Here is a 15646-nt window from a genome sequence, read left to right as displayed (position 1 = left end):
CCTGACGCGAAAAATGGCTCGCCGAACTACTCCTCACCGAGGAGACTTTCGACGAGTTCCTCGGGTTCGAACTTCTCGATGTGGTCGTAGCCCTGTCCGACACCGAGGAAGAGGATGGGCTTGCCCGTGACGTGGGCGATGGAGATGGCCGCGCCGCCTTGGGAGTCGGCGTCGGCCTTCGTCAGCACCGCGCCGTCGATTTCCGCCGCTTCGTTGAACTGCTTGGCGCGCTGGACCGCGTCCTGCCCGGCCACGGCCTCGTCAACGAAGAGGGTCATGTCCGGGTCCACGACGCGCCCGATTTTTTCCAACTGGTCCATCAGGCCCTCGTCGGTGTGCAGGCGACCGGCGGTGTCGCCAAGCACCACGTCGATGTCGTTCGAGTCGGCGAACTCCACGGCGTCGTAGATGACCGCCGCGGGGTCGCCGCCCTGCTCGTGGGAGATGAGCTTTTTGTCGAGGTTGTCGGCGTGTTCCTGAATCTGCTCGTTGGCCCCGGCGCGGTAGGTGTCGCCATTGGCCAGCACCGCCGAGAGACCCTGTTTCTCGAAATACTTCGAGAGCTTTGCGATGGTCGTCGTCTTGCCGACGCCGTTGACGCCCGTGAAGATGATGGTGACGGGCTTGTCGGCCTCCCTGATTCGCTGGTCGAAGTCGAACTGGCCGACCGAGATGACCTTCAGCAGGGAGTCGTGAAGCGCCTGCTCGACCACGTCGGCAGTCTCGCTGCTGAACGACCGCGTCGCGCCCACGAGGTCCTCGCGGATGTTCTCCAGAATCTCGTTGGCGACGTTCATCTCCACGTCGCTCTCCAGCAGAGCCATCTCTAACTCCCAGAGGGGGTCTTCGAGGTCCTGCTCTTCGATGACGATTTCGCCTTTGGCGAACGACTTGGCCTTCTGCGCGAAGCTCCGGCCGGACGAGGCGTCGGACTCGTCGTCCGACGACTCCTCGGACTCCGCAGTTTCAGGGTCGGCCGCCGCCTGCGCCTCGGCGTCGGCCGTCGTCTCGGGTTGGGCTTCGGGTTCCGCGTCGGCGTCCGCGTCCGCCTCGGCTTCCTCGGCCTTCTCCTCGGTTGTCTCCTCTACGTCTTTCCGGAAACTCCCGAGTTTGTCCTTCAGGCTGTCGAACATCGCCGATTACTCGTCCTCGTCGTTCTGCTCGCCCTGCATCTGCTGCATCTGCTGTTGCATCTGCTGTTGCTGGAGTTGCTGGGCCTTCTGCTCCAGTTCCGAACTCTGCTCTTCGACTTCGCTGACTTCGTCTTCGAGGTCCGAAATGCGCTCGTCGAGGGTGTCCTGCTTGTTTTCGAGGGTCTCGACCGCGTTCTCCTCGTCGCGCTCGGCGGCGTAGCCGCCGCCCAGTTCCACGACGATTTCGTCGAGGTCCTGAACTTCCGCGCGGACGTGTGCGCCGCCGCCGAGGGGAACCTGCACGATGGAACCGGTGTCCAGCGCGCCGATGGTCTCGATGGCCTCGTCGATGTCGCCCTTCTCGTCTTCGAGGTCCTCGATTTCGCCTTCGAGTTGTTCCTGTTGCTCTTCGAGTTCCTGAAGCTGCTGGGACAGTTCCTGCAGTTCGGGGTTGCCGCCGCCGCCCATCATTGTCCTTCGACCTCCTCGATCTCGACCTGCGTCCGCTTCAGACCGTGACGACCGCCGAAGTTGGTGTAGGTGCGCTCCTCGGCGACGTTCTCGTTCTCTGCGTTGACACTCGTCTCGAACTCTTGCCAGCCGTCTCTGGCTTGGAACTTGCCGCGTACAGTAAACTCACTCATGGGCCAATCTGGGACACGCGGAGGGAAGAATCTTCCTACTCGGGGACGACAGGTCCCAGTTCAGTCCGCGAGTTCGTCGAAGAGGTCGGCCACTCGCCCCTCGATTTCGTCTCGAATCGCCCGCACGGCGTCGAGACTCTGCCCGTCCGGGTCGTCTAACCCCCAATCGCGGTTCTCGCCCGACCACGTCGCGGGACAGACATCCTCGGCCGAACAGCCCATCGTGATGGCGTAGTCGCAGTCATGCAACTCCTCGCGGGTCACTTCGCGGGGCGTCCGGTCCGAGAGGTCGAAGTCGCGCTCGGCCATCACTTCGACCACTTCCTCGTGGACGTGGTCGGCGGGGTCGGTGCCGCCGGTGACGATTTCGACGGACTCCGTCTCGCGGTCCGCTCTTTCCTGTTCCGCGAACGCGGTCGCCATCTGACTCCGCCCTGCGTTTTGAACGCAGACGAAGGCGATTTTCGTCACGCTTCGACCTCCGAGTCGTCGCCCGCTTTGGTGGCGACGACTCGTCGCTGGGCCGCGTCTCGTTGCACGAATCGTGGTCTTTCTTCTACCGTCTTAGCTCTTTTTCCAGTCTCAGAAACGACGACAATCGTCGCGTCGTCTCGTCGCCCCGCCGTCGATTCGCGGTCGCTCTTAGCCATCTTTGAACAACGTAAAACTAACTATATAATTGTCTAAAACCGCAGAACAACTGTTAAAGACGCACGTAGCTGTCCACCGGCTCACGGCTCGAACGCGCGGAGCGCGTCGAGCCGTTTCGCCGCGCTCCCGTCGGCAAGGGCGTCTCGCGCTCGCTCGACGCCCGCGCCGACCGATTCCGCGCCGCCGCCCGCGTAGATTCGGAATCCAGCGTTGAGCGCCACCGCGTCGGCGAACGGTCCGTCGCGCTCGCCCGAAAGCACCGCCTCGGTGACGCGCGCGGAGTCGGCGGGCAGGTCCTCGACCCGGAGGTCATCGCGCTCGAACTCGACGCCGAAGTTCGCCGTCTCGACTTCGTCGTCCTCGATTCGACCGCCTTCGGTTCCCGACTCGGCGGCCCACTCGGCGACTCGCGTCGTGCCGGGGCGCACGTCGTCGTACCCCTCCATACCTTGGGCCATCACGACGCGCTCGAAGGGCAGTTCCGTGCTCTCGCGGACGGTGCCCGCGATGCGCTCGGCGTACGAGAGGTGGTAGAAGCTCCCGAAGTGAACGGGGGCGTTCGCCGGGTTCGCCAGCGTCTCGACAGTGTTGATGGAGGTCCGGACGCCGACTGACTCGCGGGTCTCCCGCAGGTCGTGGACCAGCGGGTTGAACCGCGACTGGGCGTAGAAACCGAAGCCCACCTCGTCGGTCATCGCTGCGCTGTCTGCGGGGTCGAGGTCGGTCGGAACGCCCAACGCCGCCAGCACGTCGCCGTAGGTCGTGCCGTGCTTGGCGGGGAGCGACGGCCCGCTGTGGGCGACCACGGGCGTCCCCGCCGCGGCCGCGACCAGTCCCGAAGCGACGCCCAGCACCGCGGTCTTTTGCTTGCCGTCGTAGTTGCCCCCGCAGTCCACTGGGTCGGCGTCGGGGGTCGCCGAGACGACCGACCGCTCGCGCATCGAGTCGGCGAACCCGGCCAACTCCTCGGGGGTACTCTCCTTCCAGCGATTCGCCAGCAGGAACGCGCCGAGCGTGGCCGGGTCCGGATTTCCGACCAGTACGCGGTCGAACGCCTCGCGCGATTGCTCGTAGCTCATGTCGTCGGCGGTCTTCGGGCCGGAGCCGATACCCCCTTCCGTCAGGAGGCGGCGGAGCGGCCACTCGCCGTCGATTTCCGGGGCGTCGTCGGCACCGACCGCGCCATCCCGAACTCGCTCGCCGCTCACGGCTGGTTCACCTCGATTTCCTCCTCGGCGCGACCCCCGACGCCGACCGCCGGACCCAACTCGCCCGCGGCCCCGCCGAGGCAGTCCGCGACCGTTTCGCGGACGTTCACCACGTCGCCGACGACGGTGACGGCCGGGGGTTCGATGTCCGTCGCTCGGGCGCGCTCGACGATGGTGTCGAGGGTGCCGGTCACGGTCCGCTCGCTCGGGAGCGTCGCGCGCTCGACCATAGCGACCGGCGTCTCCGTGCCGACGCCGCGGTCTTCGAGCGCGGCGACGTTGTCGGGGAGTCGGCCCACGCCCATCAGCACGACGAGAGTTCCGCCTGCCGACACGATGTCGGCCAGCGCGTCCCAGTCGATGGCGCTGTCCTCCTTCGTCGGGTCCTCGTGGCCCGTGACGACCGCGAGCGCCGAGGCGTGGTCGCGGTGGGTCGCCGGGATGCCTGCGGCGCTCGGTCCCGCAATCGCGCTGGTCACGCCCGGCACGAACTCGAAGGAGACGCCGTGGCGCGCGAGGTATTCGGCCTCCTCGCCGCCCCGGCCGAAGGTGGTCGGGTCGCCGCCCTTCAGTCGCACCACGTCGCGGCCCGCTTTCGCCTCGCGCACGAGCAGATCGTTGATTTCGGCTTGGGGCGTCCGCTCGCCGCCGGGTCGCTTGCCGACGTTCTCGACGGTCGTGCAGTCGGGAATCGTTTCCACGAGGGCGTCGCCCACGAGGTTGTCGTGGAAGACGGTGTCGGCCACGTCGAGCAGTCGCCGGGCTTTGACGGTTAGCAGTTCGGGGTCGCCCGGTCCCGCGCCGACGAGGGAGACGGTGCCGGTAGTCGCGTTTTGGTTCGGGTGGCTCATGGTTCGGGTCGCTCCGTCTGGCCGTCTCGCGCCCGGCGGTACCGAACCCGGTAGACGTTCGCCGGGTCGGTCAGGTCGCCGCGAGGCACGGACGGGTCGCTCTCGGTCGGTCGGTCGTCGGTCGATGCCTCTCCGCTCGATTCGTCGTCGCTCGCGTCTCCCTCGTGGCGGTGGAACTCGCGGGCCGCGGCGACGAGGAACGAACACGGCTCTCGGCAGGGGAGCGCGGTCTCTTCGCCGGACTTACTCTCCGGAGATTCGCCCTCGGCGTCCCACGCTCGCCGCTTCGCGCAGTTGCCGCAGGTCGCTTTGACGGCTCCCGACACTTCCGCCCGCGAGCAGTCGCTCACACAGTCGTAGATGCCAGTCTGGCGGTCGGCGACCGCCCGGAACGGAACCGGGTCGAGGTCGCCAGCGCGCTCGGCGGCCCACTGTTCGACTCCGGCGGGGTAGACGGTCGAAACGGCCTGCAACAACTCGCCGCGGTCGAGACCCGAGGCGACCCATCCCGACGGGAGCGTCGCCTCGCCAGCGAACGGCCGGTATCGTCCGTCGTCGGCGTACCGGACCTCTTCGCGCAGGTCGGCGACGGACCGCGATTCGAGGTCCGCCTCGGGCACGCCGCGGTCGCTCCGGTGGCGCAGGTCGTAGCCCTCGGTCTCGCCGTCGGCCATGCCGACGGCGAGTTCGCCCCAGACGCGGGCGTTGGGAATTCCTTCGACCCACGAGACGAAGGCCTCGCCCGCCGTCTCGCGGACGAAGCGCGAGTCGGTCGGCGTGGCGGAGGCGTCCACGTTTCCGCCCGCCTCCGCGGCGCGTTCGAGAACCACGTCCACGACGAGCGGGTCGGTGCCGACCGCCGAGGAGTACCAGATGCGGCGGTCCTCGACGGTTCCGGGGACGGGATAGCCCGTCTTCGGGTCGTCGGTCAGGCCGAGCAGTTCCGGAATCTCGTCGCGGGTGTGGAACCCGTCGGCGGTGAACAGCGGGACGACGGCGATTTCGTCGGCGTCGAACTCGTCGAGAACGTCCTCGACGTAGGGCGCTTCGTCCATGAACAGCGCGCCGACCGCCGCGAACTCGCTCCCCTCGCGGAGCGCCTCGACGTGGTCGTACACTGCGTCCGCGCTGTTCGGGTTGCGCTCGGTGCCGTGTCCGACGACGGCGAGCGCGGCGTCTTCCGCCGACGCGGCCGCCTCGTCCGCCGACGCGTCGGCGGACTCACCGCCGAGCATTCGCCGAGCGCGCGCCGCGATAACTTCGGTCATCGCGGGATGGGTGCCGATGGGGTCGGCGTAGCGCAGCGTCGGCGCGTCGTCGCCTTCCCCGGCGCGGTCCTCCTCGCCGAGACCGAACTCTCGGGGGAGGACCTGCTCGACGAAGTAGCCCTCGCTGACGAACAGCGGAACGACGATGGCCTCCGCGGCGTCTACGGTGTGGACGACTTCGCGGAGCGACGGCGCTTCCTTCCAGAACGCCGGGCGGACCTCGGCGAAGGAACCGTCATCGCGGGCCGCGGCGACCGCCCGGTGGACCGGGGTCGCCGAATCGGGATTCCGGTGGGAGCCGTGGCCCGCGATTATCAACGCCTGCTCAGTCATCGTCGGCGGTGGTTCCGCTTTCGGCTCTCTTGTCGTCGGCACTCGCCTGCGCTCGCTCGACTCGCTCGGCGTGTTTCTCCAAGTCGGCGGCGAGCGTCCGGGCCTGTTCGGGCGAGAGAGCCACGCTGTCGGCGTGGGACGGGAGCGCGTCGAGGTCCGTGTTGTCGAGTTCGAGTTGCAACTCGACGCGCTCGGGGGCGTTGCGGGCCGCGGTCGCGTTCAGCGTGGCGTACGCCGACTCCTCGAAACCGTGGCCCTCCACGCGGGCGTCCACGAGGTCAAGCGTCGTGTACGCGTTGACCTTCAGCACGCGGTCGGCCATTCAGTCGTCCCCCGAAAGCGGCGCTCCCTGCCCGTCGGTCGGCGCTGGCGAGTCGGCCATCGCGTCCTCATCGGCGTAGGGGTACCACGTCATCTTCGTGTTGTGCATGTAGGGGTCCTCGTAGTCGGTCTCCTCGGGGTCGGCGAGGGCCTGCATTTCGTCCTCGTCGCGGTCCCGAACGAAGTCACGGAAGCTCTCGCCCTCCTCGCGGTCCTCCTCGTAGGTCGCCAACAGATTCCGGATGTAGCCCGGCACCTCGTCGGCGGGGACGCGCATCTCCACCCAGTCGGCGAACTCGGGGTTCTCGCCGAGACCACCGCCGAGACCAACGTCGAAGGCTTCGACCGGTTCGCCGTCCTTGCGAGCCTTCATGCCGCGCAGGGAGATGTCCGCGATTTGGGGCTGTGCGCAGGAGGCCGTACAGCCCGAGAGGTGGATGTGGAAGTCCTCGACGCCCTCGGGAACCGGCACGTTCTCCTTCAGCCAGCGGCCGTACCGGACCATCCGATTCTTCGTCTCCACGATGGAGAGCGAGCAGTATTCCGTTCCGGTGCAGGCGATGGACCCCCGGAGGAACGGATGGGGTTCTGGTGAGTGGTCGTCGAGAAGCGGTTCGTCGAGGAAGTCGTCGAGGTCGTTGTCGGCGATGTCGCCGACGATGAGGTTCTGGCGCTGGGTGACGCCGATCATCTCCGAGCCGTACGACTCGGCGAGGTCGGCGAGTTCGATGACATCCTCGGCGGCCATCCGGCCGACCAGTACCGAGAGACCGACGAAGTTGTCGCCGTCGTGCTGGTCGTGGACGCCTACGTAGTCGCCGGGCGAATCGGCGCGTCCGGCGTTGTAGTCGTACTGCTCGCGCAGGTTCTCGCCCGCGGTCGGGAGTTCGTACTCGACGTACTCTTCTTGAAGCGTCTCGCGGACCTTCTCGGTGCCCCACTCGTCCACGAGGAACTTCATGCGGGCGTTGAAGCGGTCGTCGCGGTCGCCGTAGTCGCGGAACAGCCCCGAGAGACCCGCGGCGACCTCGCTGGCGTTCTCCGGGCGGCAGAACACGTCGATGTCGCGGGCGAACCGGGGTTCCTTCCGGGCGAGACCGCCGCCGACCCGGACGTTGAAGCCCTCGATTTCCTCGCCTTCGACGGTTTTAACGGCCGGTTCGAACGCGAGGTCGTTGATGTCGCCCTGTCCCGCGCCGCGAGTGTCGCCCGTCACCGCGACCTTCCACTTGCGGGGCAGATTCTCGTAGAGGTCGTTGCCCTTGAACTCGTCGTGAAGCTCCTGTACGATTGGCCACACGTCAAGCAGTTCGTCGGCGTCCCGACCTGCGACCGGCGAGCCAACGATGTTGCGCCACGAGTCGCCGCAGGCCTGAATCGTCGAGAGACCGACCGACTCCAACTTCTCGAAGATGTCGGGCACGTCTTCGACCGTTATCCAGTGGAGCTGAATCGACTGGCGCGTCGTGAAGTCGGCGTACGCGTCGCCGAACTCCGGATTCTCGACCGGGCCGGTCGCGTACTCGCGGGCGATTTCGCCGACGACGCGCAACTGCTCGGGCGTCAGGCGACCCATCGGCACGCCGACCCGCATCATGAAGTAGCTCTCTTGGCCCTTCCGCTGGTGGTACAGGCCCCACCACTTGAACCGCTCGAACCACGCGTCGTGTTCGTCCTCCGGGATGGCGTCCCACCCCTCGTCGGCGAAGCGTTCGAGGTGGTCCCGAACGTTGACGCCGTAGAGTTCGTCCTTCCAGCTTTCGACTTTGCTCGGCATGGGAATGCCAACGCGAGGGGGCTGTAAAGGCGCGATTGCTCCGTCAAACTTGCCCGAGGCTCCCGCCAATCGGCGGGCGTTGCCGGTGTTCGAGACGCCCGATTCGGTCTCCGAGGGCGGCCGGTCGGGTGCGCTCGGTCACTCCGGCGTCGCCAACTCGGTCCGGCGCTCGGGGATGTGGACGCCAGAAGGGTCGATTCGACGGAACTCCCCGGTCTCGCGCTCGACGCGACCCAGCGCCAGCCACCCGGTGACGCCGCTCGCGCCACAGCGCACGCACTGCCCGGCGATGCGACCCTCCACGTCGGGCCAATCGACGCCGATTTCCACGAACCCCTCCGCGAGGAAATCGGCGAGGTCGCAGTCGCAGAAGTCGTGGCGCGCGAGCAACCAGAGTTCGCTCACCGGGACCGACCGCGAGTCGTTGACGCTCAGCCACGCGCCGTCGTCCAACTGGTGGATAGAGACGACCATGCTCCCGTGGAGGGCGACCCGGCGAGTAAGCGTGTCGTCGCCCGCGACTGTTGCCGAGTGTCACGCAATTTGTTGACGGCTCCCCGACGCCGAAACTATCCCGAACCGGCGGCTCGAAGGCTCTCCTGATTATTCGTGCTGACCGACGGCCGTCGCGGGTACCGGAAAGAACCGCCTCCGAGCGAGAGCATCGGTAGCGATTACGCCTGAGCGCGGGTTTATTCGGTTCGTCTCCTTATCTGGTATCAATGACCACCGAGGAAACACTCGACGAGCAGTCCGCGGGCGAGGAGTCGGCCGACGGGGACGCCGACGTAGAACGAGACCACCTGACGGACGTGAAAGACGGTGTGGGATGTACGGAAATCTGGGAACACCTGAGCGAGCGCCGCAGGGACGGCGAGGATGACGAATCTGACGAGGAGTAGCGCATCGAAAGCGTGTAGCCAGTGATTACGTGGTCGAAGCCACGAGACCGGTTCTACGCCCGACCCGACCGTTAAAGATAAATTTAATGGTACGTTATATCTTCCCCGCCAGAAGCACGAGACGTGACTACTCGACAGCAAGAGACTTCGGCGAGCGAGTTCGTGAGCGCAATCGAAACGGTAGACTTAGCAACGACGATGAACGTCGCTGAGGAGGTCGGACGCGAGTATCGGTCCGCGTACTACCACCTGAATAGACTTGAAGAAGACGGCGTAGTCGAAAGCAAAAAAATCGGCGCTCATCTCCTCTGGCACACCGAGTAAGACGCTACTCGATGTAACCCAGAGATTGCTCGATGCGGCCCAACTCCGGCCCGGTCGTCTCCTGTCCGACGACGTAGCCGTGTTCGTTGGCGAGCAGGCCCGACCCGACCAGCGGCGCACCGTAGTTGATAGTGCCGATGTCGGCGGGCACGTCCAGTAGGTCCTCCAGTCGGTCGAGTTGGGCGTCGGTCGTCTTCGGGTGACAGAGGACGCCGTGGTTCGTGGCGACTGCGGCGGTGCCGACCGTCCGAACGTCGGCGAGTTCGCCGCGTTCCACATCGACCTCCAACGCGTCCTTGACGGCTTGGACCGCGTTCCGCGAGAGGTCCGGATGGACGTATGCGCCGTTGTCGTTGGCGAGGACGACGTTCCCCGCGGCGTTGATTTTCCCCGGCAGTTGGGTTACGTCCACGTCCGCGGTCTCAGCGATGCGGTCGCACTCGCGGTCGGTGGCGCGACTGCTGACCAGCAGGCCGTTCTCGTTGCCGACCGCCAGCGCGCCGACGGTCGCAGAGCCGCCGACCGTGGTCTCGATAGCGTCTACATCGAGTTCGTCGCTCGCGTCGGCAATCATCTCGTCGTCTATGTCGGGGCGAACTAGCAGATACTCGTCAGTGGCGCGAGCGAAAACGCCGACGTACGACGACCCGACGAAAGCGGCGCGGAGCAACGCTCTACTCGGCGTGTTCCGCTTCGACGACCGTCTCGCCCTCTTCCTCGAATCGGGCGGCGCGGACGCGAAGCTTGCTCGGGGGCTTCTTGCGACCGCGCGACCAGACTTCCTCGTTGATCGAGGGGTCGAGGCGGACTTCGTCGTCGTCTACTTTGAAATGCTGTGCGAGATGGTCGCGGACGAGCGTCATCGCCTTGTCGGCGCGTTCGTGCTTCGCCGCGGCCTTGGCGTCGCGGAGCGGGACAGTGATAACGCGCTCCTCGAAGTCGTTGGCACTCATTATTCGTCGGTGTCGTTACGCCGCCAGTTTCGGCGCTTGGGGTTGCGCTGGGTCTCGCGGTCGGTCTTCATGATGACCCACGCGGGAACGCGGCTGTTCTGCCGGTCGAGCTTGGACAGGCGCTTTTTCTTCGCCTTCGATTTCTTACTCATGGTACCATGCTCTTCCCCGTCGTAGCTTAAAATCGTGTTGCTTTGGGGCCGGTCGGCGTCGTCGGTCCGTGACCGACGACTCACCCGCCGAAAGTACGCTTGGCGGTCACTCCAGCGCGAACGACTCGACGGTCGAGTATTCCGGGCCGTCGTCGGTTAGGACGCTCTCGGTCAGCCGAATCTCGGGCACCTCGGTCGTCCCCACGGTCGGGTCCAGTTGCTCGACGTTCTCTTGGACGAGTTCCTTGCCGCCCGCGTGTTCCATCCGCGCGAGGGTGACGTGGGGCGTGAAGTCGTGGTCCTCCGGGTCGAACCCGAGCCGCGTCACCTCGCGCTCGGTGGCCTCGTGGAGCGCCGTCATCTCTTCGCTCCCGTCGCCGACGCCGAGCCAGAGGACCTGAATGTATCCGAGGTCGGGAAAAACGCCCAGTCCCTCGTAGGTCGCCTCGAACGGTTCGACCTCGGCCTTCTCGATTGCGCGCCGAAGCGCGTTTTTCACCCGCGGGAGTTCGCCGCCATTCACGTCGCCGAGGAACTTGAGCGTGACGTGGGCCTGTTCGGGGTCGGTGAAGCTGAGGCCCGAGGCGTCCGCGAACTCGTCTTGGACGGTCTCGATGTCCGCGGTGAATTCGTCGGGGAGGTCGATGCTGACGAACAGTCGCATGGTTGTCTACTGGTCGGCCGAGGGCTTGAAGATGGGTGGTCAGCGTAGCGGGCGCTCCGTCGGTCGGACAGCCTCCTTTGCCTTCTCAGTGGTCCGTGCTTTCTGTTCTCACGGCGAATTTATCTCCTCGTCCGTCTAACATCAATTCGTATGACAGACATCACTATCACGACGACGGACGGGCTTGACGGACGCGAAGTATCGGAGTATCTCGGCGTCGTCTCGGGCGAAGCGGTCATCGGAGCGAACGTTGTCAGCGACATCGCGGCGGGCATCCGCGACGTGGTCGGCGGCCGAAGCGACTCCTACGAGAAGAAGATAGAGACGGGCCGCGAGGAGGCCATCAAGGACCTCCGGGCGGACGCCGAGGAGTTGGGTGCTGACGCCGTCGTCGGCGCGTCGTTCGACTACGAGGAGATGGCCGAGGGCATGCTGTGGGTCAACCTCTCGGGCACCGCGGTTCGGACGCGAAGTGAGTAGCCGACGGTCCCACTGACAGGGTCCTGCCCCGATTTCTCGACGGAAACGACTATCCCCCGAATATCGATAGCGTAGTTCTTAACCCCGCCGAACGCCAAAGACCGAGACATGACTGACCCCGAGGACCACAACTTCTCCGAGGACGACCGGTTCGACGACCCCTACGAGGGGTTCGACCTCGACCCGCCCGAACTCGACGTGGACCCCGACAAGGTGGACCCGGTGGACTCGCGCGTCGTCGCCGACCTGCTGGACGACCAAAGCGTCCCCGCCGACGAGGTAGACGTGGAAGAACTCGTGGACGTGGGCCTGAGCTACATGAAAATCAATCGCTTCGAGCAGGCCGCCGACACTTTCGAGCGCGCCGCCCAGTTCGCGCCCGACGACAGCAAGCTCGAACAGGAGGCGTGGACGAACAAGGGCGCGGCCCACGCCGAACTCGACGAGTGGGACGCCGCTATCGGTGACTACCGCGAAGCGATTCGCATCGACGAGGAGAGCGAACACGCCGCCACCGCCGAGACGAATCTGGCCTTCGCGCTCTGGGAGGCGGGCCAGAGCGAGCAGGCGCTCGAACACGCCGAGAAGGCGGTCGAAATCGACGAGCGATTCGCCGAGGCGTGGTTCAACCGCGGGTTCTTCCTGCTCGAACGCGGTCTCGCCGAGGACGCGCTGAACAGCCTCGAAAACGCCATTCGCCTCGGCCTGCGGAACTCGCAGGTGCTGGACGAGAAGGCCCGCGCCCTCGAAGAACTCGGCCAGTACGACGAGGCCGAGGAAATCGCCGAGGAGGCCGAGGAGTTGCGCGAGCAGGCCGAGCAGGAACTCATCGACGAGGAGCAGGCACAGCGCCAGGAGCGATGATACTGAACGAGCGCCGAACCGACGAGGGCCTGCTCGTGGCCGTCTGCGACGACGACGTACTCGGCGAGACCTTTGAGGACGACGGCGTCTCGATGACCGTCACCGAGGAGTTCTACGGCGGCGAGGAAGCAGACGAGCAGGCCGTCGTGGACAGTCTCGCCCGCGCCTCCGTGGCGAATCTCGTGGGGACCGAGGCGGTCGAACTGGCGATTCGGGAGGGATTCGTGGACGAGGAGAACGTCCTCGACGTGGAATCGACGCGCCACGCGCAGTTCGTCCGGATGTAGCTATTTTGCAGTCTCGTCATTTTCACCATCTCTACCGTCGCCGCTTCCTTCGCCGAGCGCCGGGAAGTTGACGACCATCAGCGACAGCACGGCGACGCCCGTCACGCCCGCACCGACGGAGGCCAACCCCGTGTCGTAGGCAACCGCCAGAACCGCGTGGGCCGCGCCGACGAACGCGAGACCGAGCAAAAGCAGACTCGCACCGAGTCGTCGTTTCGAGACCATACGGTGTCATCGGGTCGCAGGCTTTTAATCCCGTTCCCGCGGGCGGTCGTGCCCTCCGGTGGCGCGCGCTGGATTCGGTTTCTCCCCCGGACGCTCGGCCGCTCACGAAACCGATTCCGGTTGCGGAACGTCGCCGGGACCGAAGGAATGTTCTTGCTCGAACCCCTACCTTTGTCCAATGGGACTGCAACAATCGGACGCGCTCGACGTGGCGCGCATTCGGGAGGACTTCCCCATCCTACAGCGGGAGTTCGACGGCGATCAACTCGTCTATCTCGACAACGGCGCGACGAGTCAGACGCCGAATCAGGTTATCGACGTCATCTCGGACTACTACCGGACGAACAACGCGAACGTCCACCGCGGCATCCACCACCTGAGCCAAGAGGCCTCCATCGCCTACGAGGAGGCCCACGACACGGTGGCGGAGTTCGTCGGGGCCGACGGCCGCGAGGAGATGGTGTTCACGAAAAACACTACCGAGGCCGAGAACTTGGTGGCTTACGCGTGGGGACTGAACGAACTCGGGCCGGGCGACGAAATCGTCCTGACCGAGATGGAACACCACGCCTCGCTGGTGACGTGGCAACAAATCGGCAAGCGCACCGGCGCGGACGTGAAGTACATCCCCGTCACCGAGGAGGGGTACCTCGACATGGACGCCGCCGCGGACCTCATCACCGACGACACCGAAATGGTCAGCGTCGTCCACGTCTCGAACACGCTCGGGACCGTCAACCCGGTCTCGGAACTCGCGGACATCGCCCACGACCACGATTCCTATATCTTCGTGGACGGTGCCCAATCGGTGCCCAACCGCCCGGTTGACGTGAAAGATATCGACGCTGACTTCTACGCCTTCTCTGCTCACAAGATGGCCGGACCGACCGGCATCGGCGGTCTCTACGGCAAGCGCGAAATTCTGGAAGCGATGGAGCCGTTCCAGTACGGCGGCGGCATGATCGAAAAGGTCGAGTTCGAGGACTCGACGTGGCACGACCTGCCGTGGAAGTTCGAACCCGGAACGCCGCTCATCGCGCAGGGCATCGGCTTCGCCGAGGCCGTCGAGTATCTGGACGACATCGGAATGAGCGCGATTCAGAACCACGAGGAGACGCTGGCCGAGTACGCGCTCGACCAGATGGCCGAGTTCGACGACATCGACATCTACGGCCCGACGGACCCGACCGACCGCGGCGGACTGGTCTCGTTCAACCTCGATTCGGTCCACGCCCACGACCTCGCGTCCATTATGAACGACCACGCCGTCGCCATCCGGGCGGGCGACCACTGCACCCAACCGCTTCACGACAAACTCGGCGTGGCCGCCTCCGCGCGAGCGTCGTTCTACCTCTACAACACGACCGACGAAATCGACGCGCTGATGGACGCCATCGACAGCGCACGGCAGTTGTTCGCCTGATCGCGTAGAATCGCTATTGGGGTTGGAACAACACAAAAATAATAGTGGGGTAGAGACGGAACTCTACTTCATGTTGGATACAATTAATATCGACGACCCAGTCACGAAGGGAGTAGCTATTGGAGTGTTAGCAATTGGTTGTTGTTTCTATTTTCCGCCTGTTTCACCAGCCGTTACGATTTATCTTTTCTACCAAGGTGGTCGCTGGTACATCGCTTCAAATCCTAAGCACACTAAAGCGGGTATCTCTCTGCTTCTTCTCGGAGCGCTTCTAGCTGTATTTTCCTACGTCGCAATCACTGGATATTTCACAGAACCTGGATTTAAATCCTATTAAACAGACACTAACCGGCAGCAACGGACCGACAGAACGACTCCGGAAGCGGTTACTCTCTTCACACCCGGCGAGGAGTCGGGCGTTTTTTCTCTCGCTCGTCTCTGGATGGGGTATGCACGACGAGGTACGCGAGCGCGCCGAACCCTACTTCGAGGGCGCGTCCCCCGCCCACGACTGGCACCACGTCCGGCGAGTCGCCAGACTCGCCGAGACGCTCGTTGAGTCGGACAAAGAGAGCGGAGCAGAGGCCGTGAACGAGGACGTACTCTTCGCCGCTGTCTGGCTTCACGACGTTGGCCGGACGAAGGAGGACCGCGGCGAAATCGAGGACCACGCCGAGTGGGGCGCGAGGGAGGCCGCCGACATTCTCGGGGACCTCGGCGCGGACGACGACACCGTCGAGGCGGTCCAACACTGCATCCGGGCGCACCGCTACTCCAACGACGTGGAACCGGAGACGCGAGAGGCCGAGATTCTCTCGGACGCCGACAACTTGGACGCGCTCGGTGCGGTCGGCATCGCACGCACGTTCAGTTACGGCGGCGAACTCGGCCAACCCATCCACGACCCGGACCTCCCGCCCGAGGCGGACGATTCGTCCGCCGGAGCGACCCAGTTCAACCACCTCCACGAGAAAATCCTCTCGCTCCGCGACCGGATGTACACCGACGCTGGCCGAGAGGTAGCCGACGAGCGCCACGCCTACGTCGCCGAGTTCGCGGAGCGACTTGACCGCGAGGCGATGGGCAAGCGGTGAGGACGCTCTGCAGTTGACCTGGTGATTTAGGTTTAAATTATTTGGTATAAAAACCAACATAAGGATAGATAATATTATATTAATTAGATAAA

General features: G+C 65.1%; 23 protein-coding genes and 2 pseudogenes. 7 read left to right on the top strand and 18 right to left on the bottom strand.

What is annotated here, in order from left to right; genetic code table 11:
• Window positions 1-26: 26 nt before the first annotated feature.
• The 13 genes and pseudogenes from ftsY to EP007_RS06355 form a co-directional block, all read right to left on the bottom strand.
• The gene (gene ftsY, locus EP007_RS06405; RefSeq protein WP_128476855.1) at window positions 27-1133 is read right to left on the bottom strand and encodes a signal recognition particle-docking protein FtsY; all 1107 of its coding nucleotides are present in this window, start codon (window positions 1131-1133) and stop codon (window positions 27-29) included.
• Between the two features lie 6 nt (window positions 1134-1139).
• Window positions 1140-1601 carry a prefoldin subunit alpha gene (gene pfdA / locus EP007_RS06400; protein WP_128478525.1) on the bottom strand — a complete coding sequence of 154 codons (462 nt, stop codon included), beginning with the start codon at window positions 1599-1601 and terminating at the stop codon, window positions 1140-1142.
• The gene (gene rpl18a / locus EP007_RS06395) at window positions 1601-1777 is read right to left on the bottom strand and encodes a 50S ribosomal protein L18Ae (protein ID WP_128476854.1); all 177 of its coding nucleotides are present in this window, start codon (window positions 1775-1777) and stop codon (window positions 1601-1603) included. Before rpl18a ends, pfdA begins: the two co-directional genes overlap by 1 nt.
• 60 nt (window positions 1778-1837) lie before the next feature.
• On the bottom strand, window positions 1838-2200 hold the full coding sequence (locus EP007_RS06390) for an arsenate-mycothiol transferase ArsC (protein ID WP_128478524.1): 363 nt from the start codon (window positions 2198-2200) through the stop codon (window positions 1838-1840).
• A gap of 44 nt (window positions 2201-2244) precedes the next feature.
• Complete coding sequence (locus EP007_RS06385; RefSeq protein WP_128476853.1) at window positions 2245-2427, bottom strand: hypothetical protein; 183 nt, start codon at window positions 2425-2427, stop codon at window positions 2245-2247.
• An 81-nt stretch (window positions 2428-2508) separates the two neighbouring features.
• On the bottom strand, window positions 2509-3636 hold the full coding sequence (locus EP007_RS06380) for an anthranilate phosphoribosyltransferase (RefSeq protein WP_243700456.1): 1128 nt from the start codon (window positions 3634-3636) through the stop codon (window positions 2509-2511).
• Window positions 3633-4487, bottom strand: a complete 855-nt coding sequence (gene cobA, locus EP007_RS06375) for a uroporphyrinogen-III C-methyltransferase (protein WP_128476852.1) — start codon at window positions 4485-4487, stop codon at window positions 3633-3635. Before cobA ends, EP007_RS06380 begins: the two co-directional genes overlap by 4 nt.
• Window positions 4484-4960 carry a hypothetical protein gene (locus tag EP007_RS18325; RefSeq protein ID WP_394346048.1) on the bottom strand — a complete coding sequence of 159 codons (477 nt, stop codon included), beginning with the start codon at window positions 4958-4960 and terminating at the stop codon, window positions 4484-4486. Before EP007_RS18325 ends, cobA begins: the two co-directional genes overlap by 4 nt.
• 3 nt (window positions 4961-4963) lie before the next feature.
• Window positions 4964-5167: pseudogene (locus EP007_RS18320) on the bottom strand (DR2241 family protein); the annotation flags it as partial.
• A gap of 57 nt (window positions 5168-5224) precedes the next feature.
• Window positions 5225-6088, bottom strand: a pseudogene (locus EP007_RS18315) (CbiX/SirB N-terminal domain-containing protein); the annotation flags it as partial.
• On the bottom strand, window positions 6081-6410 hold the full coding sequence (locus tag EP007_RS06365; RefSeq protein ID WP_128476850.1) for a DUF6360 family protein: 330 nt from the start codon (window positions 6408-6410) through the stop codon (window positions 6081-6083). The pseudogene EP007_RS18315 and the gene EP007_RS06365, both read right to left, overlap by 8 nt.
• Window positions 6411-8186, bottom strand: a complete 1776-nt coding sequence (locus EP007_RS06360) for a nitrite/sulfite reductase (RefSeq protein ID WP_128476849.1) — start codon at window positions 8184-8186, stop codon at window positions 6411-6413.
• A gap of 138 nt (window positions 8187-8324) precedes the next feature.
• Window positions 8325-8660: a hypothetical protein gene (locus EP007_RS06355; protein ID WP_128476848.1), complete on the bottom strand. Its 336-nt coding sequence runs from the start codon at window positions 8658-8660 to the stop codon at window positions 8325-8327.
• 248 nt (window positions 8661-8908) lie between these two features.
• Between EP007_RS06355 and EP007_RS06350 the strand changes: the two genes are divergently transcribed.
• Together EP007_RS06350 and EP007_RS06345 are read left to right on the top strand one after the other, a co-directional pair.
• Window positions 8909-9088 (top strand): hypothetical protein, encoded by a 180-nt coding sequence (locus EP007_RS06350; protein WP_128476847.1) that lies wholly within the window; start codon window positions 8909-8911, stop codon window positions 9086-9088.
• A 123-nt stretch (window positions 9089-9211) separates the two neighbouring features.
• A complete protein-coding gene (locus EP007_RS06345; RefSeq protein WP_128476846.1) occupies window positions 9212-9412 on the top strand; it encodes a helix-turn-helix domain-containing protein in 201 nt (66 codons plus the stop codon).
• Between the two features lie 4 nt (window positions 9413-9416).
• Here EP007_RS06345 and EP007_RS06340 read toward each other — a convergent pair whose 3' ends face one another.
• The 4 genes from EP007_RS06340 to thpR form a co-directional block, all read right to left on the bottom strand.
• Entirely contained in the window at window positions 9417-10082 is a 666-nt protein-coding gene (locus EP007_RS06340) for a translation initiation factor IF-6 (RefSeq protein WP_128476845.1), read from the bottom strand.
• A 4-nt stretch (window positions 10083-10086) separates the two neighbouring features.
• Complete coding sequence (locus EP007_RS06335; RefSeq protein WP_128476844.1) at window positions 10087-10365, bottom strand: 50S ribosomal protein L31e; 279 nt, start codon at window positions 10363-10365, stop codon at window positions 10087-10089.
• Window positions 10365-10517: a 50S ribosomal protein L39e gene (locus EP007_RS06330; protein ID WP_128476843.1), complete on the bottom strand. Its 153-nt coding sequence runs from the start codon at window positions 10515-10517 to the stop codon at window positions 10365-10367. The genes EP007_RS06335 and EP007_RS06330 overlap by 1 nt, the downstream gene beginning before the upstream one ends.
• Before the next feature lie 106 nt (window positions 10518-10623).
• Window positions 10624-11181 (bottom strand): RNA 2',3'-cyclic phosphodiesterase, encoded by a 558-nt coding sequence (thpR, locus tag EP007_RS06325; RefSeq protein WP_128476842.1) that lies wholly within the window; start codon window positions 11179-11181, stop codon window positions 10624-10626.
• Between the two features lie 150 nt (window positions 11182-11331).
• Here thpR and EP007_RS06320 point away from each other — a divergent pair, with 150 nt between their 5' ends.
• The 3 genes from EP007_RS06320 to EP007_RS06310 all read left to right on the top strand — a co-directional run bounded on the left by EP007_RS06320 (window position 11332) and on the right by EP007_RS06310 (window position 12812).
• Complete coding sequence (locus EP007_RS06320) at window positions 11332-11661, top strand: YbjQ family protein (protein WP_128476841.1); 330 nt, start codon at window positions 11332-11334, stop codon at window positions 11659-11661.
• Between the two features lie 108 nt (window positions 11662-11769).
• Window positions 11770-12525 carry a tetratricopeptide repeat protein gene (locus tag EP007_RS06315; RefSeq protein WP_128476840.1) on the top strand — a complete coding sequence of 252 codons (756 nt, stop codon included), beginning with the start codon at window positions 11770-11772 and terminating at the stop codon, window positions 12523-12525.
• Window positions 12522-12812 carry a DUF424 domain-containing protein gene (locus EP007_RS06310; RefSeq protein WP_128476839.1) on the top strand — a complete coding sequence of 97 codons (291 nt, stop codon included), beginning with the start codon at window positions 12522-12524 and terminating at the stop codon, window positions 12810-12812. Before EP007_RS06315 ends, EP007_RS06310 begins: the two co-directional genes overlap by 4 nt.
• On the opposite strand, the gene EP007_RS06305 is transcribed toward EP007_RS06310, so the two are convergent.
• Window positions 12813-13037 (bottom strand): hypothetical protein, encoded by a 225-nt coding sequence (locus EP007_RS06305; RefSeq protein WP_128476838.1) that lies wholly within the window; start codon window positions 13035-13037, stop codon window positions 12813-12815. It lies immediately after the preceding gene.
• 184 nt (window positions 13038-13221) lie between these two features.
• Between EP007_RS06305 and EP007_RS06300 the strand changes: the two genes are divergently transcribed.
• Together EP007_RS06300 and EP007_RS06295 are read left to right on the top strand one after the other, a co-directional pair.
• Window positions 13222-14460, top strand: a complete 1239-nt coding sequence (locus EP007_RS06300) for an aminotransferase class V-fold PLP-dependent enzyme (RefSeq protein ID WP_368408100.1) — start codon at window positions 13222-13224, stop codon at window positions 14458-14460.
• Between the two features lie 449 nt (window positions 14461-14909).
• Window positions 14910-15554, top strand: coding sequence for an HD domain-containing protein (locus tag EP007_RS06295; RefSeq protein ID WP_128476836.1), 645 nt, complete (start codon window positions 14910-14912; stop codon window positions 15552-15554).
• Window positions 15555-15646 lie beyond the last annotated feature (92 nt).

This window comes from Halorussus pelagicus, from assembly GCF_004087835.1.
GTDB classification, from domain to species: domain Archaea; phylum Halobacteriota; class Halobacteria; order Halobacteriales; family Haladaptataceae; genus Halorussus; species Halorussus pelagicus.
Note: the sequence above shows the minus strand (reverse complement) of the source record. Positions and strands in the feature narration are given on the sequence as shown.